Annotated in this window: 23 protein-coding genes and 2 pseudogenes; 7 read left to right on the forward strand and 18 right to left on the reverse strand. The window is 50.2% G+C overall.

What is annotated here, in order from left to right:
- Positions 1 to 154: 154 nt before the first annotated feature.
- The gene (locus tag M3650_RS23125) at positions 155 to 697 is read right to left on the reverse strand and encodes a hypothetical protein (protein WP_251578187.1); all 543 of its coding nucleotides are present in this window, start codon (positions 695 to 697) and stop codon (positions 155 to 157) included.
- A 2-nt stretch (positions 698 to 699) separates the two neighbouring features.
- Between M3650_RS23125 and M3650_RS23130 the strand changes: the two are divergent.
- Positions 700 to 950: pseudogene (locus M3650_RS23130) on the forward strand (carbohydrate ABC transporter permease); the annotation flags it as partial.
- A 99-nt stretch (positions 951 to 1049) separates the two neighbouring features.
- Complete coding sequence (locus tag M3650_RS23135; protein ID WP_251578189.1) at positions 1050 to 1388, forward strand: hypothetical protein; 339 nt, start codon at positions 1050 to 1052, stop codon at positions 1386 to 1388.
- A 122-nt stretch (positions 1389 to 1510) separates the two neighbouring features.
- On the opposite strand, the gene M3650_RS23140 is transcribed toward M3650_RS23135, so the two are convergent.
- From M3650_RS23140 to yyaC, 7 genes are all read right to left on the reverse strand, one after another.
- Positions 1511 to 3526 (reverse strand): O-antigen ligase family protein, encoded by a 2016-nt coding sequence (locus M3650_RS23140; protein ID WP_251578191.1) that lies wholly within the window; start codon positions 3524 to 3526, stop codon positions 1511 to 1513.
- 87 nt (positions 3527 to 3613) lie between these two features.
- Positions 3614 to 5023 carry a glycerol-3-phosphate responsive antiterminator gene (locus M3650_RS23145; RefSeq protein ID WP_251578193.1) on the reverse strand — a complete coding sequence of 470 codons (1410 nt, stop codon included), beginning with the start codon at positions 5021 to 5023 and terminating at the stop codon, positions 3614 to 3616.
- Positions 5024 to 5097: 74 nt separating this feature from the next.
- Positions 5098 to 5772: a PilZ domain-containing protein gene (locus tag M3650_RS23150; RefSeq protein ID WP_019421705.1), complete on the reverse strand. Its 675-nt coding sequence runs from the start codon at positions 5770 to 5772 to the stop codon at positions 5098 to 5100.
- 858 nt (positions 5773 to 6630) lie between these two features.
- Positions 6631 to 7890: a class I SAM-dependent methyltransferase gene (locus M3650_RS23155; protein ID WP_251578195.1), complete on the reverse strand. Its 1260-nt coding sequence runs from the start codon at positions 7888 to 7890 to the stop codon at positions 6631 to 6633.
- A gap of 22 nt (positions 7891 to 7912) precedes the next feature.
- Positions 7913 to 8689, reverse strand: a complete 777-nt coding sequence (locus M3650_RS23160) for a DUF6483 family protein (RefSeq protein WP_251578197.1) — start codon at positions 8687 to 8689, stop codon at positions 7913 to 7915.
- A 145-nt stretch (positions 8690 to 8834) separates the two neighbouring features.
- On the reverse strand, positions 8835 to 9629 hold the full coding sequence (locus M3650_RS23165; RefSeq protein WP_251578199.1) for an alpha/beta fold hydrolase: 795 nt from the start codon (positions 9627 to 9629) through the stop codon (positions 8835 to 8837).
- A gap of 520 nt (positions 9630 to 10149) precedes the next feature.
- Entirely contained in the window at positions 10150 to 10686 is a 537-nt protein-coding gene (gene yyaC / locus M3650_RS23170) for a spore protease YyaC (RefSeq protein ID WP_251578202.1), read from the reverse strand.
- A 196-nt stretch (positions 10687 to 10882) separates the two neighbouring features.
- On the opposite strand from yyaC, the gene M3650_RS23175 reads away from it, so the two are divergent.
- On the forward strand, positions 10883 to 11107 hold the full coding sequence (locus M3650_RS23175; protein ID WP_251578204.1) for a DUF1128 domain-containing protein: 225 nt from the start codon (positions 10883 to 10885) through the stop codon (positions 11105 to 11107).
- 160 nt (positions 11108 to 11267) lie between these two features.
- Here M3650_RS23175 and M3650_RS23180 read toward each other — a convergent pair whose 3' ends face one another.
- Positions 11268 to 11966: a copper homeostasis protein CutC gene (locus M3650_RS23180; RefSeq protein ID WP_251578206.1), complete on the reverse strand. Its 699-nt coding sequence runs from the start codon at positions 11964 to 11966 to the stop codon at positions 11268 to 11270.
- Positions 11967 to 12007: 41 nt separating this feature from the next.
- The gene (locus M3650_RS23185) at positions 12008 to 13006 is read right to left on the reverse strand and encodes an asparaginase (protein ID WP_251578208.1); all 999 of its coding nucleotides are present in this window, start codon (positions 13004 to 13006) and stop codon (positions 12008 to 12010) included.
- Positions 13007 to 13214: 208 nt separating this feature from the next.
- Between M3650_RS23185 and M3650_RS23190 the strand changes: the two genes are divergently transcribed.
- The 3 genes from M3650_RS23190 (at position 13215) to M3650_RS23200 (ending at position 14882) form a co-directional block, all read left to right on the forward strand.
- A complete protein-coding gene (locus tag M3650_RS23190; RefSeq protein WP_251578210.1) occupies positions 13215 to 13928 on the forward strand; it encodes a phosphatase PAP2 family protein in 714 nt (237 codons plus the stop codon).
- 116 nt (positions 13929 to 14044) lie between these two features.
- On the forward strand, positions 14045 to 14428 hold the full coding sequence (locus M3650_RS23195) for a YtxH domain-containing protein (RefSeq protein WP_251578212.1): 384 nt from the start codon (positions 14045 to 14047) through the stop codon (positions 14426 to 14428).
- 13 nt (positions 14429 to 14441) lie between these two features.
- Positions 14442 to 14882, forward strand: coding sequence for a hypothetical protein (locus M3650_RS23200; RefSeq protein ID WP_019421694.1), 441 nt, complete (start codon positions 14442 to 14444; stop codon positions 14880 to 14882).
- Between the two features lie 70 nt (positions 14883 to 14952).
- Here M3650_RS23200 and M3650_RS23205 read toward each other — a convergent pair whose 3' ends face one another.
- The 8 genes and pseudogenes from M3650_RS23205 to M3650_RS23240 all read right to left on the reverse strand — a co-directional run bounded on the left by M3650_RS23205 (position 14953) and on the right by M3650_RS23240 (position 24426).
- Positions 14953 to 15720 (reverse strand): sigma-70 family RNA polymerase sigma factor, encoded by a 768-nt coding sequence (locus M3650_RS23205; RefSeq protein ID WP_233698262.1) that lies wholly within the window; start codon positions 15718 to 15720, stop codon positions 14953 to 14955.
- Positions 15717 to 16175: an anti-sigma B factor RsbW gene (gene rsbW, locus M3650_RS23210; protein ID WP_019421692.1), complete on the reverse strand. Its 459-nt coding sequence runs from the start codon at positions 16173 to 16175 to the stop codon at positions 15717 to 15719. The genes M3650_RS23205 and rsbW overlap by 4 nt, the downstream gene beginning before the upstream one ends.
- Positions 16176 to 16204: 29 nt before the next feature.
- Positions 16205 to 16525, reverse strand: coding sequence for an STAS domain-containing protein (locus M3650_RS23215; RefSeq protein ID WP_019421691.1), 321 nt, complete (start codon positions 16523 to 16525; stop codon positions 16205 to 16207).
- Positions 16526 to 16800: 275 nt separating this feature from the next.
- Positions 16801 to 18012 (reverse strand): annotated as a pseudogene (locus tag M3650_RS23220) (response regulator); the annotation flags it as partial.
- 11 nt (positions 18013 to 18023) lie between these two features.
- Positions 18024 to 18890 (reverse strand): CheR family methyltransferase, encoded by an 867-nt coding sequence (locus M3650_RS23225; protein WP_251578216.1) that lies wholly within the window; start codon positions 18888 to 18890, stop codon positions 18024 to 18026.
- Between the two features lie 40 nt (positions 18891 to 18930).
- Complete coding sequence (locus M3650_RS23230) at positions 18931 to 22356, reverse strand: response regulator (protein ID WP_251578218.1); 3426 nt, start codon at positions 22354 to 22356, stop codon at positions 18931 to 18933.
- A 61-nt stretch (positions 22357 to 22417) separates the two neighbouring features.
- On the reverse strand, positions 22418 to 23560 hold the full coding sequence (locus M3650_RS23235) for a PP2C family protein-serine/threonine phosphatase (protein WP_251578220.1): 1143 nt from the start codon (positions 23558 to 23560) through the stop codon (positions 22418 to 22420).
- 188 nt (positions 23561 to 23748) lie between these two features.
- Entirely contained in the window at positions 23749 to 24426 is a 678-nt protein-coding gene (locus M3650_RS23240; protein WP_251578222.1) for a DUF948 domain-containing protein, read from the reverse strand.
- Positions 24427 to 24628: 202 nt separating this feature from the next.
- Here M3650_RS23240 and M3650_RS23245 point away from each other — a divergent pair, with 202 nt between their 5' ends.
- The gene (locus M3650_RS23245) at positions 24629 to 24790 is read left to right on the forward strand and encodes a DUF1328 domain-containing protein (protein ID WP_019421685.1); all 162 of its coding nucleotides are present in this window, start codon (positions 24629 to 24631) and stop codon (positions 24788 to 24790) included.
- Positions 24791 to 24850 lie beyond the last annotated feature (60 nt).

Here is a 24850-nt window from a genome sequence, read left to right on the forward strand (position 1 = left end):
CCAGTTGTAACCTTTTTAAGTAAAAGTTCAAATATAAGTAAAGTTCAAAATGTGGATTAAAAAAAATCTCTATAAGAAAAGACGCGATAGAATGAAGGCCCCCTGCTTACATGGGATCCAGCATTCTTCGCGCCCTTGGCGGTCTGCAGACCGCTTACCTCGTCTGCTCGGCAAGCCGGCCGTAATCATTGCGGAGCAGATCAGCTACATCTTTTTCCTGCTCCCGATCCATATGCACCAGCCCCCTCGTCTGAATCCATTGGCTGTGGTTCACGTACCAGTTGTACATCGACCACCAGTCGATGCCAGCAACGAATCCGTGCGGATTGGCCTCGCCTTCCGATGTCACTGCAGCCCGCTCCATCAACGTTTTCATCGTATCGTTATAAATGCCAGACTGCTTATCGCCCTCGCTATTGTCTTGCTGACTCCATTGTCCGAACTCCGTATTCAGAATCGGTTTGTCCGGCCATAGGCGGTGGGCTTCCTCTAAGAAGTCACGCGTACCTTCATAAGGCGTCCCGCCATGAAAAACACCAAAATACATCGTCCAGGCCGCCACGTCGAGCGGCTCCATCGAAGCATCGTGAGCTCCCGGCTGATCCGCTGCCGCGCTCTGCGTAATGAGTCTGCCATCATCATAATTCGTCCGCACATCTTGAACGAGGCGTTCGTTGTACGCTTTGCGCAGCATCACATCACTGGAACTCCTACTTTGACGGACTGAGTTATATGCGCGAAGTGGAGAAGCTGCCGCTTGCTACCTTGCTGCAGACGATCGTTGTGCAGACCGACTTCACGAACATGGACCCGGAGACAGTGAAGAAGTTGTCCCAGCGCACTGTGAAATCGCGCAAATCTTTATCAGCTTGATTCCGATACTAGCCATTTATCCATTTCCGCAAAAATATTTTGTGCACGGCATCGTGCTCGGTGCGGTGAAGGAATAGGCGGCTGTCATGCAGTCGCATGGCGACAGGCCAAGGTTCAAGATAAGTGAATAGCACGACAAGAAAAACAACCGATCCCTATTCACAGGAGATCGGTCGTTGGCGTTGCATTTAGCCGATGACGGCGAAGGCTTCGACGTCGGCGGGCACTCTGCGCGTACGGAACAATACGCCGTTGCTGTTGAAGATTTGAATCGTCAGCGCAACGTTGGTCAGCGTGCTAATGTTATTGAAGCGCACTACTCCGAAGCGATCGAAGGATCGGGTGGAGATCAGGCGGTTCCCCGCGAAGACGCGCGCAAAAAATCCCGGCGTGCTGAACGGCACCCCGTTCGACTGCACCTAGACGACGGTGAACCGATTAAGGATAGGGCACACACTTGCTTCTCATGCACCGTCTTGAGATCACGGCTTTGCGCTGCTTCTCCCTTCAACTGAGGATCCTTCAATGGAGGGACTCGTGTGCCCATGCTCATGCGGATGTCTTCTTCCGTTCATTATGCTACACGGTATGAGCGAACGGCCAAACGCATATGGGTGCTTATCCCTCCTCCTTCCGCCTAGTTCGCAGGCGGCTCGGACATCAGCGAATAGATAGAGGCGAATGCCCGCTTCGCCTCTTCGGTCATGGCGAAGCGCTTGCCGTTCGCTGGATGCGGCATCGCCTCCACGCGGCGCACGTCCGCTTCGTAGCTGCGGAACCGCTCCGCGGCCGCGTTCGCGAGCAGGCCCGCCGTCTGGCGGTCGCCCTGCAGCGACGCCTTGCGCGCCGCTGCCGCTAACCGCTCGACCGCTTCCGTCTGCAGGACGCGGTCGAAGCGGTCGCTGTCCGCCGCCGCCTTCCAGTACGCGGCGGCTTCCTCGGCGCGGCCGCGGCGCTCGCTTGCCAGCGCGAGCTCGCGGTAGAGCGCCTTGCCGTCGCGCTCATAGCGCAGCCCCGCTGCAAGCAGGGCTGCCGCTTCCTGCGGCGGCAAGCGCCGCGCCACGGCGATGCGCAGCGCCGTGTCCGCGGGCGTCAGGCGCATCGCGCTGTGCAGCTGCGCCGTGGCGCCGGCGGCCGTGGACGCGAAGTGTTGTGCCGCCAAGTGGCACGACACGAGCACGGCCACGGCCGCAAGCGGCGCGGCCAGCGCGAGCGCCGCAAGCCGTCGGCGCCGGGCGCCTGGGCGCCCGAGCGGGCCCCCGCGCCGCGGTTCGTCCCTTGGCACGGCAACGCCATGTACATCCGTGCCAAGAGTAAGGAAGAGCAGCAGCAGCAGCGTGATGAAGCCGTAGGCCAGATCGAAGTCAATCGCGCTGTGCAGCATAATCAGGGCGCCAGCCATGCCGAGGCCCGCATGCCTGCGCCAAGCAAGGACAAGCGCCAAGGCCGCGAGCGTCAACACAGGCAGCGTGCCGACAACTCCGATGTCGAGCAGAAAATCGAAAACGCTGCTGTGCACCTCCTTGCCAACGTAAGGCTCGCTCTGCATGCTTGCGAACTGCTGCCGCCACGCATCTCCGCCTGCGCCGAGCCAAGGACTCCGCTGCCATAACGCCCAGGCATCCTTGTAAAATAAAGTGCGGGCGCCAGCCGTCTCATAATGCTCCGTCACCCGGTTCGCCGCGCCGGATGGCATCATCATAGCGCCCCAGCTGAGCAGCGCCGCCATGATGAGGACATAGCCGGTCACATACGCTCGGCGGCGATAGCGAAGCCTCTCTAGCAACATGTATAATCCGATCGAGCCTGCCCACGCAACGATGACGGGGAGCGGCACGAGTGAGCTCTCGGACAGCCACAGCGAAGCCGTACTCACCACAGCAGCCAAGGCCCAGCACGCAAACCATGCGGAGTGCAGCAAATAAAGGGTGCGGCGGCCGCGAGCGGACGAATATCCAGCAGCCCACACCACTGCAAAAGCGAGCCATGCCCCGCGCGATTCAGTAAGTCCGAGCACGGTCAGGTGCGGCAGCAGGGGCATGGCGGCCAGGACACGATCCCGCAGCGTTTTTCCGGCAGTGATGCCATGCAAGTGCAGCAGTGCGAATGCCCCCGCAATGACACCTAGCGTATTCGGATATTGAACCAATCCCGACAGCCGGAACCCAAGAGCAGACAATTGGGCATCCTGACTCGTCATGACACCGGAGTTATATGGCAAATAATCGTACAGCATGGCCAGCGCGCTCACACTGCTAATGAGACCAACTACGGCCGTTCCCGCCAGCACCATTCGAAATCCGCGTCCACCGCGCTGCCCATCCAATAGAGCAGTAAGCAGAATAACCCATGCACCATACATCACCCACCGAATCAGTTGCATCTCCGTTCCATATGTACTTGCCGGATGAAGCATGAGCGTAATCGCGTAACAGACACTTACAATCGCAGTAATAAGCAGCGGCAGCGTCATTCGTACTTTTCTCGTATATAAGATAACAATAAAAGAAATAAGGAATAAAAATAACGACAGCAAATGCGTATCCCGATCGTAGAATAGCCCTTTTTGCCAGAGCGAGAGCAGCAGCACCGCGAACACTGTTCCCGCGCCTGCGCTTACCCCCCAATTCCGTTTTCCTGTTTCCCTGTCCATCTGCCGTCCTCCTATCAGATCTATTCTCGTAGCCATCAGTGTGCTCGAAACAATAAGAGGCCAACCCCAGGTTGACCTCTGCACAATTTATTGTATTAACGATAATACTACTTTGGTATAAAAATAAGTATTTTTATGCTCAAAGAGCCATCTTCTCGCATCCATAATATCTACGCCGTTATTCTCATAACGCGCGTCGATGTCTTTAAGTTGCTGCAAGATAATATCTTTACTAATCGTGTGTATAACTTGCTCCAAAGACACAATAGAGTTGTCTAGCCTGTACAATCCATAGTCTCCTGCAGCCAATTCAGGGAGACCATTTGCTGTATCAATCGAAATGCGAGCTTCGTTGCCATCCGTCAATTCAACCGATCGCGCCTTTCCACTCGACACCAATTGATTCAGTTCTGCCTCCGCAGGCACTTTCATTTGCATGGGAGCGAGAATATACGATCCTGATGTTACGTTTGTCAGGACGATGTTGTTCTCCGTTTCCGGATACGTTCCTGCTATCCCTGATTCTTCCGAAGCCCACGATGTTACTGTTAACTCTGCAATTGCGCTTCCTCTTCGCCCGTCAGAAGCTTCTATATAAATCGAAGTTTCTCCAGTTGAATCGGTCTGAAAGATCAATGTATCCTGTTCGATCCGGGCTTGAAAAACAGGTTGGCCAAGCAATGAAAAACTCAATTTATCATCGTCTGCATCAGTGAACAATCCTAGCTCTTCTAAGGAAATAGTTATTGGTTGCTGCACCAACACATGGACATGCTGAGGATGCGGCACAGGTTCCCAGTTGGTTGTAATGTCGAGATAATAAACGGCTTTCTTTCCCGTTATATCGGATAACGTTATAGTGACCCTAGTATCGCCAGAACGATTATTGTTTTTTAATACGATATCTTTAGAATTGACAAGATTCTTCTCAATAACAAATAAGTTCATATCATCAATGACATGCAATGACGATGGGTTCCCCCAATTTATCGGTTGGGAGAAGGTAAATAATCGATCAAGCGAAATAGTCATATTGTTATTTCCACTTTCGTTAAGCAAAAAATAACTGTTCAAATTTCTTTCTTGATCAATGTTTATTCTGGGAGGTATTAGATTTCCATCTGTAACGGTTACCGTAAATTTATGCACGATGATGCGGTCATCGGGAAATTTCCATTCATATTGAACCGTGGTCGTTCCCGCTTGCTTCGGGTGTATCGCATATATCCCATTGCCCTGAGTCAAATCTACATTAATCTCAGCGATGTCCGGACTCGCATTAAAAAGATTCTGATACGTGGCTCCCGTTACTGTAGGTGGAATGGGTTCATTCTTGTCTTCATTAATATCGACCTCATATGTACTGAAGATTTTCTCAGGGAACACCATTCCTCCAGCCTCTGCCTTCGACGGCATGAATGGAACGGCCGCAAGCACGATAAGTGCTCCCAGGAACCAAATAAGAAGCGTGCGAACACCTCTGGAAGCGTTGGTCACGTCGAATCTTCTCCTTTCACTCCTATTATGCTATAGGCTGAATCTAGTTCTGCGATATGCCCATTACGACTCCTTTATCCGCGTATCTCCCGCTTCGTCTTGCGCTCGATATGCGCCTTAATCTGCTCACGCAGGATGAACGCCCGCAAGGAGCGCATTGATTCGTCATCGTTCAGTATGAGCTTTGCGCCGCAAAACATCTCTTCTTCGCGTGGAAAGTGGCGGACGACATGCAGGCGGCACGGCAGAACAAACCCGAGCTGCAGCTCTGCATCTGCCTGCATCCCTTCTCTTAAAGCGCTGCCCATGGTCATCGTAAACCCCAATCCATTCAAGCTGATATCTTGAATATGTATCTGAACCGGTGTCGATAGCGCGTTTATTTCGCCCTGCATCGTCTGTCTCGAAGTAATAACTCCTTGCTTATTCACATCGATTCGGGGGTATTCACGCTTATCCGCGAACTTCCGCTGCTGCTGAGGAGGATGAATGATTAACAACGAGCCTTGATGGCGCGCCACAACCTTCGTAGTAAAATTAAAAATACCCACTGGAGAATAAATGGTGACTTTGATCGCCTCTCCCAGTTCAAACCGTTCGAATTCCGGCAATCCCACCTCAATGAGATCGCCCTCCATATAGGATAACACACCTGTCGCAACACAGCTATCACCCTCCAGTACGGTTCGGCTATGAAGCAATGTAATCAATAAATACTCCGGGGTATCTGTAAAATACGTGTCTTTCATATTTGTTTAAGCCCTCCTACCATCTCTTTAGGTCCGCTGGCCCACGGCCCGAGGACCACTCCCTTATACGTTGGACTTCGGTTCGTTAATAAACTGCCTTAGTCTTGTGCGGCAAGGGAATGCGCCCGTCCCGGCACATGCAGCCACATCTCCGATGCCTGATTGATCATAGGCACGACTACCCATGTTTCTATATCGTCCAAAATTGACGATCTTTGAAGAGTTACGCTTCTAGTAGTCGAGCTTCTTTAGCTATTGCAGCTTCGTCTGGTTAAGAAAACCTCAATCGAGGCTTTATCATCATAAGGATTGTCATCACAACCTTGCCGACGGTTGTAAAAACGTTACATGCGTACCGCCTGTCAAATAGCAAGGCACCGACTCTTCATAGTTAACGAAATGCTCCGATAGATAGTAAAACGGCGCGTCGTTTGGACTGAAGGGGATTTGCTTTCTCTCCCCCTTTGCTTCATTCTCCCCTTTCATCAGTATGCGGTACGACCAATGACGACTCTGGAAGCTGCCGAGTTTACTGCCATCAAGATTAGTCGCTTCACGACATGATGTCTGTACGAAACGGTATGTACCTTAATTCAGACGTTAGTGATCCTTCCTGACGTATGCCTTTTCTCGTCGTTATCCTTCCTGACTGCATGGGAGATTGGATATAAGGACCATGGAACGGAAGCGCTAAGAAACTTACTCGTTAATAGGAGAATGGGTTGCTGCTGTTCTGATTGGAGGGGAGAGCGAGGCAAAGGCTCGAACGGACATACCTTCTCCGGGAAGGAGAAAGTGACACCACAGGAGGAAGGCATCTAAAAAAGAGGACCTTCGCTGCGAAGGCCCTCCTTAGTCTTACGTCGTTCGCTGATATCCGCGTGCCGACAATATATCGCCCAGCGCCCGCTCCAAATACGGATCGGCATGCAAAAGCTGCCGAAACGCCTCATACTGTTGCCATGCCTGCGCATCTATCGGAGTTGTCATGCGAATCGTATTCGCATTCGCATTCGCATTCGCATTGGTATCCGCCTTCTCCTCCGACAGGTCCTGTTCTTCAACGCGAACGGCCCGGATTAAAATATTTTTCGGTGTATGCTCCATATCGATAAATTCGAGCAGCTGCGTCCGGTATCCGACGCAATCGAGCAGCTTGGCACGAATCGCGTCGGTAGCAAGCGATGCAAACCGCTCCTTCAAAATACCATGAGACAAGAGCGGTGCCAACACATCCTGCTCTACTTGCCTATTCAGCTCATGCTGGCAGCATGGAACCGATAGTATAACGCGCGCGCCCCAACGCACCGCCTTATTCAGCGCCGCATCGGTAGCTGTATCGCATGCGTGCAAGGTGACGACCATATCAACCTCGTCAGCCCCTTCATACTGGGCAATATCTCCCATGAGGAAAGACAATCCATCATAATTGAGACGACGCGCCAGCGCTTCGCAGTGTTCGATTACATCCTTTTTCAAATCCAACCCGACAATATGAATCGGCAGCTTGGACTGAACATGAAGAAAATGGTACAGTGCAAACGTCAAATACGATTTGCCGCAGCCAAAATCAATAACCCGCACCATTCGATCTTGCGGCAAGTAGGGAAGTATGTCCGCGACCATTTCGAGGAAACGATTGATTTGTTTAAATTTATCATACTTGGCGGCCAGCACTTTGCCATCTTTATTCATGATGCCGAGTTCAATAAGAAAAGGGACCGGATCGCCTTCTGTCAATATATACCGCTTCTTGCGGTTATGAGAAACGTCGACCTGCTTCACGACAGCAGCTTGCTTGCGAATAGCCACCTTGTATTTCTTGCTGATAAGCACCTGATAGTCCGCTTCCGTCGTTCGCAGGAGCGCTTGCTTGAAGGTCATCTCTAAGAGAGACATAAGCCGCTCCGCTGCCTCCTCCGTCGGCACATTGTCGTGTGTGACCTTGTTGTCGTAATGATATTCGAACTGCATTTGCAGTTGTCCACGAACACGTACCGGCTTCATTGTCACCTTGGAATATCCTTCAACCGGTTTGCTGCGCAATTGGCTAAGCACGGCGCTGCTCAACGTTTCTTGTTGAATGACTTGATTCACTAATTGTCTTAATTGTTCCATCGTCTGCTCCTACATCCTCAATCTAGAGGGATGACACATCTTCCATCCCCTGTTTAATTTCATCACGCGGCAGGCTTCCTTGTTCAAGCTGTTCGTCTGGCAGAGCTTCCATCCGTTCATAGAAGCCGTGCGCCAGCTTCTTGCGGAGCTGCAGCTCGTCCGGCCGCTCTGCTGCACTCTGCAGCCAGTGAAACAGCGCATCCTCCGCCTCGGCGTAACGTCCTTCCTGCTCGAACCACCGCCATAAGCGAGCGAGTGCGCTCTCCTCCAGCTTGTATGGCTTCAGCTCGTGAAGAAGCTGCTCCATACTCGGCATAACCGGAAGCACTTTCCGATCGCTGCCGTGCAGCATCGCTTCAAGCAGCAAATTCAAGGCTTTCATGGAACGCCGTATATACATGGCTTCCGCCTGCCTGAGCTCCACACCTTCAAGACGCGAATCGAGATGTCTTTCCTCGTCTTCATGCAGCCCCTTTTCTTTCTCCAGCTTCGCCCGTTCGAAGAGAAGGAATGCGAACGCCTGCAGCTCATCGGCATGCAAACGTCCATTGGTCATGAAGAGACGCATCATATCATCAGCCGACAGCTTATCGGACAGCTCACCGTTAATACGGAAGCGCCGCTGCATCAGTTCATCCCATTCAAATAGCAGCTCCGTCCGTTTCTTCTGCTCGCGAAGTCCCATCGCTTTGCCGATCATTTGTGTCATTTCCTCAATTAAACGTAACAAATAATCTCTCCGGTACATCTTCTTCTCACCCCGACCTGAATTGGCATTGATATGGATGATACCGCTCATCCGACGGAAAGACATGCAACTGAATTAGCACCATTGCTCAAACGGCGCTCGTCGAAGATCAGCTACAGTATAACGAAAAAGGACGCCACCCACAAGGGAGGCGCCCGCCGTCATTGTAATGCCAATGAGGTAAGGAGTAGCTCTGTTACGCTCGAATCTGATGCATGTATGAAGCAACCACATCCGCAAGACGCTCTGGCGATTCCATCATGCTCATATGCCCAACATCCGTCAATGTCACTTGAGTCACATTCGGGCCACTCACCGTAAACGTCTTGTCCGAGGTTACAATTCCGTCCTGCTCTCCAGCAATCAAGAGCAACGGCAGCGCCGTCGCGGCAAGCACCGCAGTCCGATCAGGACGTTCCCGCATCGCCAGCGCAGCGCCCGCGGCGCCTTGTGGAGGTGTAAGATAGCCAATTTCCTTCGCCTTGCTCACCTGTTCCGCATGTTCGTCAATGTGGCTGGCTGCGAACAGCTTCGGAATAAGCTCGTCCACCATCGGAACGATGCCCTCGGCTTGCAAAGACTGCACTGTAGCCACACGCTTCTGTTTGCCTTCCTCTGTATCCGGATACCCGGTCGAATGAATCAATCCGAATCCGTTCAAGCGATCGGCGTACCGTTGTGCGAATGATAGCGTGATATATCCGCCAAGCGAATGACCGAGCAGAACGAACTTGGAGAGCTCCAGCGTGTTCGCCAAGTCCAAGATGTCATCCGCCATTTGCTCAATCGTATAGGCTCCGACTGGTGCGTCGCTCTTACCATGTCCCCGCAGGTCCGGAACGATCACCCTGTATTGTTCAGATAGCAGCGGAATAAGGGAAGACCAATATTTCGAGCTTCCGCAAAAGCCGTGCAGCATTATAATAGCAGGGCCTCGCCCTTGTTCCTCGACATGCATGTTGAAATTTGTATTCACTCGGATACGCGTCATCTTTCATCCCCTCTTTCCATCATAAATTTAAAGATATGCGGGTCTGCAGTCTGATATGCATACTTTACAAATATTACAAAAAAAATTTACGATTTCATGTCCAAAGATTCTAGCATGCCCAAATCGTCCATAAGTATAGAGTATATTACACAAACTGTAAATAATTGAATCAGCACCTTCTACGGCGCAGGATTTGCTCCAGTTTTCTTCATTCGCTGCAGAAAGGGGGTGACGATCATGGAAGGGTTCGAAATGTTCTTTGCCACGAGCGCGTTTATTCTTGGCCTGGTTCAGCTCATTCTAAAGCTGACGGACCGGCACGATAAAAAATGACCCGTTCCCCACGAACGGATCAAAACGCAGCTGTTTCCTTTTTTTTACGTGATATAACCTTAAGTGTGTGGAGGCGGAATGGATGTTCCGGCTCCTTTTTTTGTTTCGGGGCCCTGTTTCAACATCTTCTATTTTGGCCCACGTCATCATTTCTATGGGAAAGTCTGATTAATTATGCATGTCGATTTCAAAGAACTGAACGGATGATAGCATCGGAAAGCTCATCTGCCATGTTCATTACGACGCGCAAGGATGTGGTCTGCAGTGTCCAGTACGGCTTCGGTCCGTTCACGTTCACTACGGCCGCAATACTATATTGCCCGACTGCAGGCAGCGGCTTGCCGACCGATTCCGCAGGCAGCAGCGGCTGATCGCTCGCTAAGAAATGGCCGACCGTAGATGGATGCCCTAAGCATGCGTCAATCGCCACCGTCACCATTCCTTCCGGAATCGCAGCAAGCCGCTCTTCCAGATTGGAGGCATCGCATGGATTATCCAGCGTGCCGATAACATGACGCAATCCGCTCTTTGCAAGACGCGTCCCAACCAGCGGCCCAAGCGCGTCCCCCGTGGAACGGTCTGTACCGATACAGACAAACATCATGTGCTCTATCGAATACTTCATCTCCAGCTGTCGAAAAAAAGCGTCTAGCTGCTTCCCCGACAGTTTATGCCTGTGCCCCGTAAGCGGAACTTCCAGATTCGAAATTAAGTTGCCTTGCATCGGATGGGTACTCCTTTTTTCTCCACATGATGCCTTATTGTACTTCACAATGCACTCTCTGCCAAGTGCATAAGTATAGACCTCCGGATGGAGAAATGAGCCCGAGCGCAACGTCGCCGTTCAGCGTTTAGTTTCCGGTGCATTCGTGATACAATACGAGCATGTTGGAAGAAGTACGTCCGAGGAGGAACGAATGATGAGTGTACAGGATAGAACACAAGCTAGCGTGGAACAAATGATCGACACGATTAAAGACAGATTGAAAATGGCAACCGCTGCCGCTATGCAGTCATCTGCATTTTCCGTGGAGCAATATGATGATATTAAGGACCTTTACGATATCGTGATCAGCAAGCCCTCATTCAGCATTAGTGAAGTAGAAGCGCTCGTATCGGAATTGGGTCGGTTGCGTCGTTCTTAATGAGGATCTGAAGTGACTGCGATGGAATCCATTTTGCGCAAAATGAAATATCCGCTACACAAGCTGGAACAAGGCTGGAAGAACCCTCATCAAGCATAGTAAAGCAAAAATCTCCCTTATCCTGCAGCACCACACGGCAGATAAGGGAGATTTCCTTTGTCTATAGCGAGCGAATCGTTGCCTTCAAGGTGCGGAGGCGACCCGGATCGATAGGAGACAAGGCTTGTCCGTTCACCCGCACATTGGAGCCGAAGTGAACTTGTTGAACGCCCGTATCCCGTACAAAGCTGGACACCGCATCCTGCTTCAAGCCGCTTCCGGCCAGTATAACCAACTTAGACCCTTCGGCTTGACGAACCATGGCAGCAAGTTCTGCACGCGCATCCAGCGCACTCGGTTTGCCGCCGGACGTAAGGACCGTCGTAATTTGCGGATAGGCTAAGAGCACGTCCAGCGCCTCGTAAATATCATTTGCCTCATCAATAGCGCGGTGGAACGTCATCTGCATGCCGTCAGCAGCTTCCAGCACGTGTTCCAAAGCGGGAACATCAACTTTCCCTCCCGGCGTTAGTGCGCCGAATACGATCGCATTGGCTCCGGTCTGGCGAATACGCCGCACATCCTCAACGATAGTGCGCATATCGTCTGCATCATAGACGAAGGAGCGGCTATGCGGACGCACCATCACGTTAACAGGGATATCAACGGCAGCGGATGCCTCTTCAATGAGCCCGATGCTTGGCGTAAGCCCGCCTTCCGTAATACCCGTAATCAGTTCGATTCGGTCGGCTCCGTGCTGTGCAGCCGTCTTAACCTCCTGCAGTGTCGTTCCGATAACTTCAAGTACGATAGAATTCATAAGGTCACCTCATCCAATGTGATGTAAAGTTATGATGTATATCAATTGAACGTAAACACAGCTTTCTGCGCGCCTACCGTCTTCCCGTTATCATTGGTCAGCGTTTCCGGAAACTGCCGGCGAATGCTCTCGATCGTCTCCGTGCGCTCATATCCGATCTGCTCTAATATCGAAGCAACAATGAGAGCCCACTCTTCGTCCGAACCGTCTGCCACCTTGAAGGCGAAGCCCAATCCTTCGCTGCGCAGAGCAAAAGCGAATATGCCTTTGAATCCGCCCTTGGCAATAATATTGTCATCCTCCATTAAGATGGAATCGATTCGTTGCGTTCCACCGACGAGAAGAGGGTAACGCTGCATCGCCTTTCTTATCCGAGTGACCGCTCGACGGGTATCTGCATCTTCAATCAGCTCGGGACAAGCGAGCTTCAAATAAGCGGTTGCAATGCCTGGCAACGGCAGCGCATAGACGGGGAATCCGCACCCATCGGTACCCGCCCGCATCTGTTCGCACGACATGTTCGACATCTCCGACAGCGTACGTGCAATCTCCACCTGTGCTGGATGATCAGGCTCGGTATATGTCCCCAAATCCCAATTCATCATCTTGCTCCAGGCGAGCACGCCTAAATGCTTGCCAGCACAGTTATGATACGCTCTTCGCCGCTGTCCGCCCGCACGCAGAAACAGTTCCTTCGCCTCTTCGTTCAACGGGTAGGACGGATTGCAGATAAGCCGGTCTTCTTCGAGCCCGCTCTGCTCCATGATGTGCTCCATCGTCTCAATATGATACGACTCCCCGCGATGAGATGCGGTCATGAGCGCTAATTCCTTGTCATCGAGCCCATAGTGTTCCAGCACTCCATTCCGCACGACAGGGATCGCCTGCAGAGGTTTGCCCGCCGAACGCAAGAACATCGGAGACTGAATATCCCCAAGCGCATAAGAAATATGTAAATTCCGATCGATACCGCAAATGGAGCCCCTATGCTCACATTCAAGCCAACCGTTCCGAGTCTCTACTACTAACTGTTCATGCATCTCGACTTTCTCCTTTTTGCCATCCAAATGGAACCAGCATCGTAAATTATACCTCTTTCTTGCAGCACCTGCTTATATTACATAAGGTTGCATCCATCTATGGTAATATGGTATGCATATATATATTTACCAAAATTTCATGTTGTGCTTCCATGCGCTTCTTGAATTGCGATTGTTCCTTTTCTACCATACACCTAAAGGAGAAGCAATGACAATATCTAAAAATCAATTTCAGTCCCCTTCTTCTGCTGCTAAACCGTCAGCAAAGTTCACGTTAAATCTGTTATGGGGAATTATAACCGTGCCCGCATTGGTTATTGTTCTCTTCATCCTTACAAAAGGCGTAATGAGCGACAGCTTCCATAAGTTCGATCTGGCTGTTACCGATACGGTACGTTCCGTGGCTTCTCCTTCATTTACGGAGTTCGTTACCATTATTACACATCTGGCTTCCAGTCATATTATTATACCGATTGCTCTCGTATTAGCTGCCGTTTTGGCATTCATACTCAAGCGACGGTGGGATGCGATGAGCCTTTTCATTGCGCTTATCGGCAGTTCGTTGTTTAATGAAGTAATGAAGCATCTGATTCAAAGGGCGCGGCCGGCGGATTGGGAGCACTGGGTGCAGGCGAGCGGCTACAGCTTCCCAAGCGGACATTCCATGGTCAGCATGTCTTTCTACGGCATGCTTGGCTACATTATATGGCTGCACTTGAAGGAGCAAGGCAAGCCTGCGGCTTACGTGCTTGTGCTGACCCTGCTGCTCATCGTCTGCATTGGACTGAGCCGCATTTATTTAGGCGTACACTTCGTAACGGATGTTATAGCCGGTTACGCTGCAGGAGCAGCTTGGTTACTTGCTTGCATTTATGCAATGCAATGGCTCAAAGGCAGGGGAGGCAATTCGATTACATCATAATAACGATTTGCAGCATGAAGCTCCATATTTTCAACACAATGCTGTTTCAAATTGCATAAATAGGTGTAATCCTCCTTAAAGCAATATAAAGAAATAGGTTAAAAGGAGAGATGGTCATGAGTCAAAATACAGAAAACAATAACAATTGCGCAGGTGGAACATTCGTAAAAGGTCTTGTCGTCGGCAGTCTTCTCGGCGCAGCAGCCGCTTTGCTGCTCGCTCCAAAATCAGGCCGTGAATTACGTTCGGATTTGGGCGAAAAAGCTCAGGTCGTTGGCGGCAAAACAAAAGAAATCGCTTGCGACTTGGGTACACGCACTTCAGAAGTCGTGAAGACAGTCGGAGCTACAGCTGAAGCCGTCGTAAGCGGTGTGAAAGACGCCTCTCAACAATTGGCTGCCAGCGTCAAAGATTCAGTGACTAGCACCGCGAATGAGCTGAAAGAAGCATCCGCTGATGTTGCGGAAGAAGTTGCCGCTCAATTGAAAGAAGAAGTATAACGGGAGGGATTCCATGACAGCCATACCACCCCCTGTTTCCGCTCAAGCTGAAGCCGTGCGCAAATTGTTTTTGCAGCACGGCTTCACCGGTATACAGTGCAGTGAACAAGTCGTATTCGTATTGGGACTCGTCAATGAACAACTAGATAAAGACCGTGCAAGCCACATGTTTACGGTTCCGGCCGCTAAGCTCGCCAACGGGGATTTGCGCATTGACACCGTTAATGCGGGCTTTTCAGGCCTTCATCCCGTACCTTCATTTCTGGAGCACAAGGCAGCCAATATTTTGCAAGCGCTATGTTCTAAGTTAGCGAGCGAGCTTGGAATCGCGTGTCATGAAGCGGCGGCTGCGACAGAGAGCCCTGCAGATACGCTGAACACGATGGCACCGAATGAGCAAGCAGTTAAGCAGCTTGGCGAAGACATTAAGAAAGTGCAGACGAAGACCCAATAGACCTCCAACAGTTAAACATAATGAAGATGCTTGCCCTAGAACCTCATGAGGAAAAGCATCTTCATTATGTTTAGGTATGGTCTTGTGAAGTGAGAATCTGCCTTAATTTATCAGTCGCTCGCCGCTGTATGCGGGACACGCTCATTTGCGATACACCTAATCGCTCAGCTGCGGCGCGCTGCGACAGGCCTTCATCAAAAACCAATGATAGCACCTGCTGTTCTTCCGGCTTTAGCGCTTTCATGGCCTCTGTCAAGTCCATCTTGCGCTCCACCGCTTTATAGTCATCCGTATCCGAACTAATAAGTTCTCCTAACGTTGCCGCGCTCTCATCTTGAGACAGCGGCGTATCTAAAGAAACATAATGATAGCATTCACGTCCAGCCAATACTTCCACCGTTTCTTCTACGGTAAGCTCGAGCTTCGCTGCGATTTCTTCGACGTTCGGTGAACGCTCCAACCGTACAGTCAACTCATCAATCGTCTGCTGGACGAGCGCTCCTTTTTCTTTAATCCGGCGCGGCACTTGAATGTACCATGATTTATCACGCAGAAAATTTTTCATATGGCCGATCATGCTCTTCATCGCATACGCTTCGAACGGTACACCCAAAGAACTGTCAAACTGCTGCAGCAAGCGGATAAGTGCCATATTGCCGACCTGCATCAAATCCTCAAACAAGTCGGGGCGATTGCGGGAAATTTTACCGGCTGCCATTTTAATCATGGGTTCGTACTTCTTGATTAGGATGGTGGCGATATCGTTGTCTTTCGTGTCTTGATATTGATGAATAAGATCATTGGCATGTTCCATTGCGCCATGGGATTCAGCCCTCATATAAGCTCTCCGCTTGTTTGCAATCGTTTTTTCATCTTGACAACGGTACCGCGCCCTTCCACGCTCATGACTTCCACCTCATCCATCAAGGCCTGCATTAAATAAAACCCTAGCCCCCCTGCTTGTACCTCATCGAGGCTCTTCTCGTGCCAGCCTGCCAAGCTGCTCGTCTTGCGTTCTGCGTCAAAGCTGCTTCCTTCATCTTGGATGACGATTCCAATTTCGTCGTCGTTCACTTCAAATAATATTTCGACCATTCCGCCAGGTGAATCATATGCATACAGCACTGCGTTATTGCAGGCTTCTGAAATAGCGACCTTCATGTCTTCAATCTCTTCATAAGAAAATCCAATGCGGCTCGCAATTCCATACAGTGCAAGACGGGCCAGTTCAACGTATTCAGCTTGGGCTGGCAATGCTAATTTAACACGCTTTAGCGCTCTTTCCTTATCCATGATCCATTCCCTTTCGTAATGTGTTAGATTTAAGCGTTCGGAGTTAAAAACTTCGAAATCCCCGTCATATCGAACAGCTTCTGCACATGCGGCGGCACATTCACAATCGTAAACGAGGCCTGCTGTTCATGACGCATTTTCAGTATCGATATTAAAATGCCAATCCCTGTGCTGTCAATATAAGTAAGTTGTTCTAAATCAAGCGCTAAATCAATGGCCGCATCGTCAACGATAGGTCCCATAAATGCGCGGAACTCTTTAGCTGCCGCCAGGTCCAAATCGCCCTGTAATTGTACAACCACTTTATCGTTATCTTGTTGTGTCGTTACCGAAAATTTATTTCCGCTCATATTTTCCTCTCCTATGTGTAGGTATGATGCTTACAGGTAAATAACCTTAAACGCTTCACGCGAAACATCTTTTTAAACACGTACTATTAGAGGTTGTTCAAAAAGTCCGCTTTTGATCACGAAGTCACTCAGAAAGTAACTCGGCATCGAATCTTGCATTCACTCTCGAAGTCCGCTGCTCATGTAGTCTCGCCTACACTGCGCTGCTCTTTCTTCGAGTTCCTACAACCTTCTCGATGCTGAAAACCGACCTTTTTGAACACGCAGTATTACTAATTTTGTTCATAATAGCCTCGAAGCCAGACGTCAAAAATAAACAAAGCTCCTTCCTCTGCCGGCACGGTGCGAATATCGCCATCCATTAACTGGACAAGTGATTTGCAAATCGCAAGTCCCAATCCGCTTCCGCCGTATTTCCGGTTCATGGAAGAATCCAATTGTGCGAAGGGCTGAAATAACCCGCCCATTTTATCAGACGGAATGCCGATACCCGTATCTTTTACCTCGAACTGAATCCGATGCATCTCGTCGGTTCCATTCCGCATTGATTGCAAGACAGAAATATGGATGTTCACTTCACCCGCATCCGTAAATTTCACAGCATTTCCTACAAGGTTAATGAGAACCTGCCGCAAACGCAGCATATCTCCGTATAGACAGTTCGGTACGTCTGGATCCAACGAATAAGCAAGCTTCAAGTCCCGTTTGCCTGCCTCGGCTGTAAATAATTCGTACACTTCGGTCACCAAAGCAGAGCAATCGAACGGGAATTCTTCCAGCTCTAGTTTGCCTGACTCCATCTTCGTGAAATCCAAAATATTATTAATCGTCCGTATGAGCGAATCCGCGCTCTTGCGAATCAATTCAGCATAATTGCCTTGGTCCGGCGACAATTCTGTATCAAGCAATAAGTCCACCATGCCTAAGACCCCGTTCATCGGAGTGCGAATTTCATGGCTCATCATAGCTAGAAATTGAGTTCGCGCCAAGGCCGCCCGTTCCGCCGCTTCTTTGGCAGCCGCCAATTCCCGGTTCATTCGCTCCAGTTCATGCGTCTTCTGATGAAGCAGCATCTTTTGGGCCTGCAGCCTTTTTTGCGCCTGAAACATGCCGACAAAGCTATGAATTTTCGATTTCAGAATATGCGGGACAAAGGGCTTGACCATATAATCCACGCCGCCGGCAGAATAACCAGCGAACAGATGCTCGGTTTCCTTATAGTTTGCAGACACGAAAATAATCGGAATGTTTTTTGTTTTGTCGCGCGCCTTAATCCACTTTGCCGTTTCAATCCCGTCCATCCCCGGCATTTGAACGTCAAGCACGATGACAGCAAACTCTTCTTTCATCAGATGCCGCAGCGCTTCTTCGCCGGAGGTTGCTTTCACTAAACGGTAGCTCTCCTCGGATAGTACAGCTTCGAGCGCTAACAAGTTCTCTGGTCGGTCATCGACGAGCAGGATATTTATCGGCTCCAACGTAGCCATCACAATACCTCCTACCGAATTTTGCGGTAAATCTTCTCGTTGCGCTCCACTTCCTCATACTGAGATTCACGTTCGGTGAAGTGCAAGGATTCCTTCGAACCGACAATAAGCACGCCAAGCGGCGCCAAGCTTTCGTAGAACAGTTGATGAACGCGATTGCGTAACGGTTCATTAAAGTAAATCATGACATTCCGACATAGAATAACGTTAAATTCATTAAAAGAACGATCTGTTGCTAAGTTATGCTCCGCAAAAATAATGTTTTTGCGCAAGTAAGGATGAATGACCACGCCATCGCCGGAAGCGGTGTAGTACTCCGAGAACGAACTCGTGCCTCCCGCTTCCATATAATTTTTCGTGTACACTTTCATTTTGTCCAACGGACAAATGCCTTCTTTTGCCTGGTGCAGCGAGCGCGAATTCATATCTGTCGCATATAGTCTAGATTTTTCATACAAGCCTTCTTCATGCAGCAAGATTGCCATGGAATATACTTCTTCCCCAGTCGAACATCCCGCGTGCCAAATCCGAATGTAAGGGTACGTGCGCAGCAACGGGACGACCTGCTGGCGAAACGCCTTAAACATGGATGGATCACGGAACATTTCCGTCACCGGAATCGATAAGCTGTGCACTAGCCGCTGCAAGCAGTCCCGTTCGTGCAAGACGCGGCTCTGCAGCTCCGATATCGTATCCACTTGTTCGAAGAACACTTGATGCCATATTCGTCTCTTGAGCGAAGGATAGGCATAATCTCGGAAGTCATAACCATATACCCGAAAAACCCCTTCAAGTAACAGTTCGATTTCAATTCGTTCTCGGTCAGTATCTTGAGGCCGTCTCTTGTCGTCATGTAAACCGAGGCTGTTACCGTTCATGTCCATCCTTGCTCCTTCATATCAGTTAATAATGATCCCCTTATTTATACAGCCAGACGCGCATGAGCGAAAGCAACTGCTCTGTTTGGAACGGTTTGCTTACGTAGTCCGATGCTCCGGCTTCAATGCATTTGTTGCGGTCTTCCTTCATCGCCTTCGCCGTCAGCGCGATAATCGGCAGCTTCTCGAACTGCGGTATCTCCCGAATGCGGCGCATTGCTTCATAGCCGTCCATTTCCGGCATCATCATATCCATCAAAATAAGGTCGAAATCGGCATGCTCGCCCAATGCTTCGAGCGCTTCACGCCCATTTTCCGCATACACGATATCCATATCGTATTGCTCCAGCGCGCTTGACAGCGCAAATACATTGCGGACATCATCATCGACCAGCAGCACGCGTTTGCCTGACAAGAGCTCGTCATTGGACGTATGTCCATGCCCATACGTATCCTCATCAGCGTCGTTCGCATCTATGCGGTTCAACAGCAGCATTGTCTCTTGCAGCAGACGCTCTGCCGATTTTACGTCTTTAATGATGATGCTCTGCGTACGCTTCTTCAGCTCCGTCTCTTCCTTCGCATCCAGCAGCTTGCCAGTGTAAACGATGATAGGAACCCGTCTAAGCTGAGGATTGCGGCTGATGTGATCCATGAGCTCGAAGCCAGTCATATCCGGAAGCAGCAAATCAAGCACCATACCGTCAAACTTGCGATCAGCTAACTGCTTCAGCGCCTCGGTGCCAGTCGACACGGCGGTCACCGATACGTCGACACCTTCAATCAAGGCAATAAGCGATTGCCGCTGCGGGCCGTCATCCTCTACAATGAGCAGCCTCCGTGTGCGTTCAAATGGCCAGGAGCGGCTCGATTCACTCTCATGAGCGGCAGCAACCTCCTGCTTGATCGCTTCATCCCATGCCATGTGCAGCACTTCCTTCGAATCGCTGCCATGACGGGAAGCGCGCTTCTTGGCTGATGCAGCCAGTCCAGCCTCTTGCTCAGCCGCATGCTGCGCCTCTCGTTGCCCCTTCGGTAACGCCGATGCCCCTGCTGCGTCCTGCTTCGCGGACGCGTCCGACAGAGGCGGCGAACCAGCTTCGGCAGCTGCTTGCTGAGCAGTCTTGAGCGGAACATAGAATGTGAATATGCTTCCCTCGTACTCATGACTCTCAACATGCAGTCTGCCGCCCAGCAGTCGCGCAAGCTCGCGGCTGATAGACAGGCCTAAGCCGGCACCGCCGTATTTCCGGCTTGTCGTGCCGTCCAATTGCTGGAATGCCTCAAAGATGAGCGCCTGCTTGTCCTTCGGAATGCCGATGCCGGTATCCGTTACACGCAAGGCCATATAGCTTTGGCCTGTCTCTCTCAAGTGGGCAGGCAGCTCCTCTGCCGACGCTTGCACAATGTCCAGCTTCACCGCACCTTCGTTCGTAAATTTAAAGGCGTTCCCCAGCAAATTCCGCACGACTTGCTTCACGCGATGCCCATCCGTGATGAAGCTGTCCGGCAAGCCGTCCTCGATGTTCACTTCAAAACGGAGCCCCTTCTGCGCTGCTATTGTTGCAAAGCTGTCATGCATAAAGGAGCCAAGCTCTCCTAAATAGACCTCTTCAAAATTCAACTTCATCTTGCCGGCATCAATCTTGGATAGATCCAATATTTCATCGATCATTTTCAGCAGATCCGAGCCTGACATATGAATGGTGCGGGCGTACTCCACTTGCTTATCCTGCAGGTTGCCCTCTTTATTTTCAGACAGCAGCTGTGACAGCACCAGAAGACTGTTGAGCGGCGTGCGCAGCTCATGCGACATGTTGGCCAAAAACTCAGATTTGTACTTCGATGACAAAGCCAACTGCAGCGTTTGACGTTCAAGCGTCGTGCGCGTGCGTTCCAGCTCTTCATTTTTCTCTTGGGTCGTCAGCATCTGTTCTTCCAGAGCACGCGTCTTGGCGATGAGCTCTGTATTATAATGCTCCAGCTCCTCCTGCTGACGCTGCAGCATTTCCTCCGAACGCTTCAATGCCTCTGTCTGAGATTCCAGATGCTCATTCGAACGGCGCATCTCTTCTTGCTGCGTCATTAACTCTTCCGATTGACATTGCAGTTCTTCGGTTAACGCCTGTGATTCGCGCAGCAGCTCCTCAACACGCAACCGGCCGTTAATCGTATGGATAATGACCCCGAGATTCGTGGCCAGCTGTTCCAACAATCGATATTGCAAGTCAGTCATGGACTGCAGGGAGGCGAGCTCCAGCACCCCGACGACACGGCGTTCGAACTTAATTGGGTAAAGGATCAGCTCAATCGGTTGCGATTGGCATATTCCCGATTGGATTCGAATCGAGCAATCCTTCATATCACGCACGATAATCGGGTTCTCATCGGCCGCACACTGCCCGTTCAAGCCTTCCCCGATCATAAATTGCTGATCCGCATCCAAGTCGTCACTGGCAGCATAGGTGCCGAACAATTGGAATCGCTTTGGATTTTTCAATTCATCGCGGATAAACAAAGTCCCGTATTGCGCTCCGAGCGTCGGAACGAATTCGCTGACGAAGGTCTGTCCGACTTGATTGAGCGTCGTGGCGCCATTCAAGAGTTCCGTGACGCGGGCAATATTCCCGTCGACCCACGCTTCCTCCTCTTGCAATTTCCGGTACTGCTCTTCGCTAAGCTTGCGCGCTTCGATATCTTCCGCCATCTGTTTGAACACGTTAATGACTTCTCCGATTTCGTCATTCGTGTGCGGCTTGAGCTTGCGAATGACTCGTAATCTGCCGCGAGCCAGACTGCGCACCATAAGTGACATCGTGTTCAAATTCCGCATCACGCCCGGAATAACCCACAGCATTACACCGCAAGTAATGATGAGTCCGAGCACCATAATGCCCACCGTCCAACTAACGGCATTTTCATAGTTTTTGGTTGCGGTCAATACTTGTTCATTGATTTTCGTTTCATGATAATGTGCTAAATCGTTCAGGCTGTTCAACAAGTTTTTCTGATAATCCAAGCCAACCTTGTTGCGAAGCTTGTTCGCTTCCTCATAGCGGTCATCTTCACTTAAGTTCACGGCTTGGGCAACATACTCGTCGAATCTTTTCCAATCCCGCTTCGCCTTATCCATCAATTGACGCTCTTGCGGACTTATCATCTTCTCGTCCAATTCCTCTAGAGAATTCATAATCTTCTCGCGAGTTTGCAATTCCTCATTGATTTTGTCCTGCGCTTCAGGGGCGCCATAATCCGGATTCAACAGCTCCGTGACGATCCCGCGGGCGATGTTGTTCGCATCATCCCGCACGTTGAAAGCCAATTCGACCTTGCGGAAGTTGTCCGAATAGAAGCGATCCAGGTCTTGCTTCAAGCTGCTCATCCGAACATACGACACCGAACCTAATGAAGAAATGATGACTATGAACAAGACGAATCCGAGTATTAGCTTCGTTCGTATCTTCAACGTCCGTTCCTCCCTCTATTATTGCGTGTTCAAAAAGGTCCTTTTCAACAACCTCTATAAATCAATGGACGTCCACCCAGATAAGACATTTGTCATCTTTGCTGTCGATGTCTGACGATGGATGAAACATCTCATTCCACGCCTTCGACTGAAACGACGACTCTTGCTTCAGCAGCTGCGCCATCCGTTTCATCGCTGTCTCCACGGTATCTCCTGCCGCTTCCATCAACCCGTCCGTGTATAATGCCATGCGCGCACGCGATTTGCACGGCACCTCATGCGTCTCTACTTCCAATTCAGGGAACATGCCGACTGGATACCCTGTCGATTCAAGGGCGATCATGTGGCCATCCTCCATCATGACGATTCCCGGCGGATGACCCGCATTTGCATACTGAATGCATTGCTTGTTCGTATCGACGACCACATATAGCGCCGTCATATAATAGAGCATTAAATTCCCATTCATATGAAGCTGATGAAATTTCGTATTCAACCGTTTCAGGACAAGATCCGGCTGTTCGATCTGCATCACCGCATCACGAAGCACGGAGGCAATGAACATGCACAGCAGCGCCGAAGAAACGCCGTGTCCCATCATATCAATAATGATAATGCCATAACGGCCCTGACCTAGCGGGAACCATGCATATAAATCGCCCGCAAGCTCTTCAGAAGGCTGATAGAGCGCATCTATCGTGATGTGATCGTCATGGAACGGCTCCGTTAATACTGAAGTCTGCACTTTGGCGGCAAGCCGGAGCTCCTCGCGAATGTGCCGATCGCGTTCTTTATGCCAATCTTTCTCTCGCTTCAAGCGCAGCGCCAGCCGGATGCGCGCCAACAGCTCGATGCGGTTGATCGGCTTCGTCACATAGTCAACCGCTCCCGCATCTAGCGCTTCGGCCAGCATATGAGAGTCGCCGATCGCCGTGACGATAATAATAGGAATATCTCTTAGCTCCGAATACTGCTGAATCGTACGGCAAGCTTCCAAGCCGTCTATTTCAGGCATCATCATATCTAATAGAATCAAATCGATATCAGGCACTTTTAAGGGTCCTAACGGTCCCTCCATACCTAAAACATTATACATTTCACGAGCAGAGGCAGCAGTCTGAATCCCGTTATACCCTGCTTTGCGCAAGATTTCGCGAATGAGCATGACATTCGTTGGGTTGTCATCCACAACGAGAACATTCATCATACTCTCCTCCCTTCTACAATTTATTTGATGTCGCGCACCATAACCGTACACAAAAAAAAAACCTAATTACCACTATACCGGAAAAAAACGCGCTTTCGCATTAATATTTAAGATTTTAACAGAAAATGGCCATATTTAGGGAAAAACGAAAGCCGGCTAACGATATCGCTTAACCGGCTCATTGTCTAGTTTCCTTGTCTCCACAACTGCCACGCCTTCGTACCGAGATCTACCCATGCGCGCCAATCTTGGCGGTTGTTATCCGCTCCTTGCACTTGATTGGCCTGCGCCTGCAATGCCGCTTGCTGTCCAACCTCCGCAGGTGTCTCGGCAGTCTCAGCAGGTACCAGACTAGCTGGTGCAACACGATGATTCGGCTGTGCATCACTCAGAGGCACGTTGGATGTCGGAGCCTGTACTGGCGCCTGGCTCGCTGACATCGCTTCGTGTCTGTCCTGTAGATCAGGATCGGGCTTCGATTCACGCTTCTCAGCAGGTGCTGCTGCAGTGCTTGGTTTGCGCTCGAACCGGACAGCGGCTTTGCGCACGCCGTTCACCAATCCGACAGAGATTTGCTTCGCAGCCAACGTAATTTCGTTCAACGCCTCACCTGCATGCTGGACCGAATCAACGACTGGCTCTATTTTTTTCATTTGCTCGGACAGTTCCGTTGTGACATGATTCGCGTTTTTCGTAATTGCCTGTAAATCGCCGCTTAATAATTCTACCGTATGCTGCACTTCTTCCAACGTCTTGGCCGCCCGATCGAGCGACAGCTTCGCGGACTGCAGCGTCTGGATGAGAAATACGACCAATACGACAAAAGCGATGGCCGCTATTAATGAGCTTATTCCTACTAACATGAAAATCTCCGCCTTTCAGAAAGTGTTATATCTACTTGCATTCATTTCTTATCGGATAGTTGCTTACAGAAGTTGAAAGAATCATCTATAAGTACCCCTTGCCGGTTCGCGCGAAACAAGCTGCGATAATTGTTTCATGCTGCGTACAGCCCGGTTATGTATCCGTAATTCACAATATCACCAAACAAAGGAGAGGATTACAATGTTACGATGGTCCGTCATTTTTTTAATTATTGCGATTATTGCAGGAGTTTTTGGATTTTTCGGCATTGTCGAGGCTGCGGCGTCCATTGCGAAATTTCTGTTCTTCTTATTCCTGATCCTGTTTGTAATTTCCCTCATTACCGGTCGTAAAGTATCATAGCAGATGAATCGAGACGATACTATGATTTCCATCCATATACAACAAAAAAAACGATTCGTT

It is taken from the genome of Paenibacillus sp. MER TA 81-3 (genome assembly GCF_023713585.1).
Taxonomy (GTDB): domain Bacteria; phylum Bacillota; class Bacilli; order Paenibacillales; family Paenibacillaceae; genus Paenibacillus_B; species Paenibacillus_B profundus.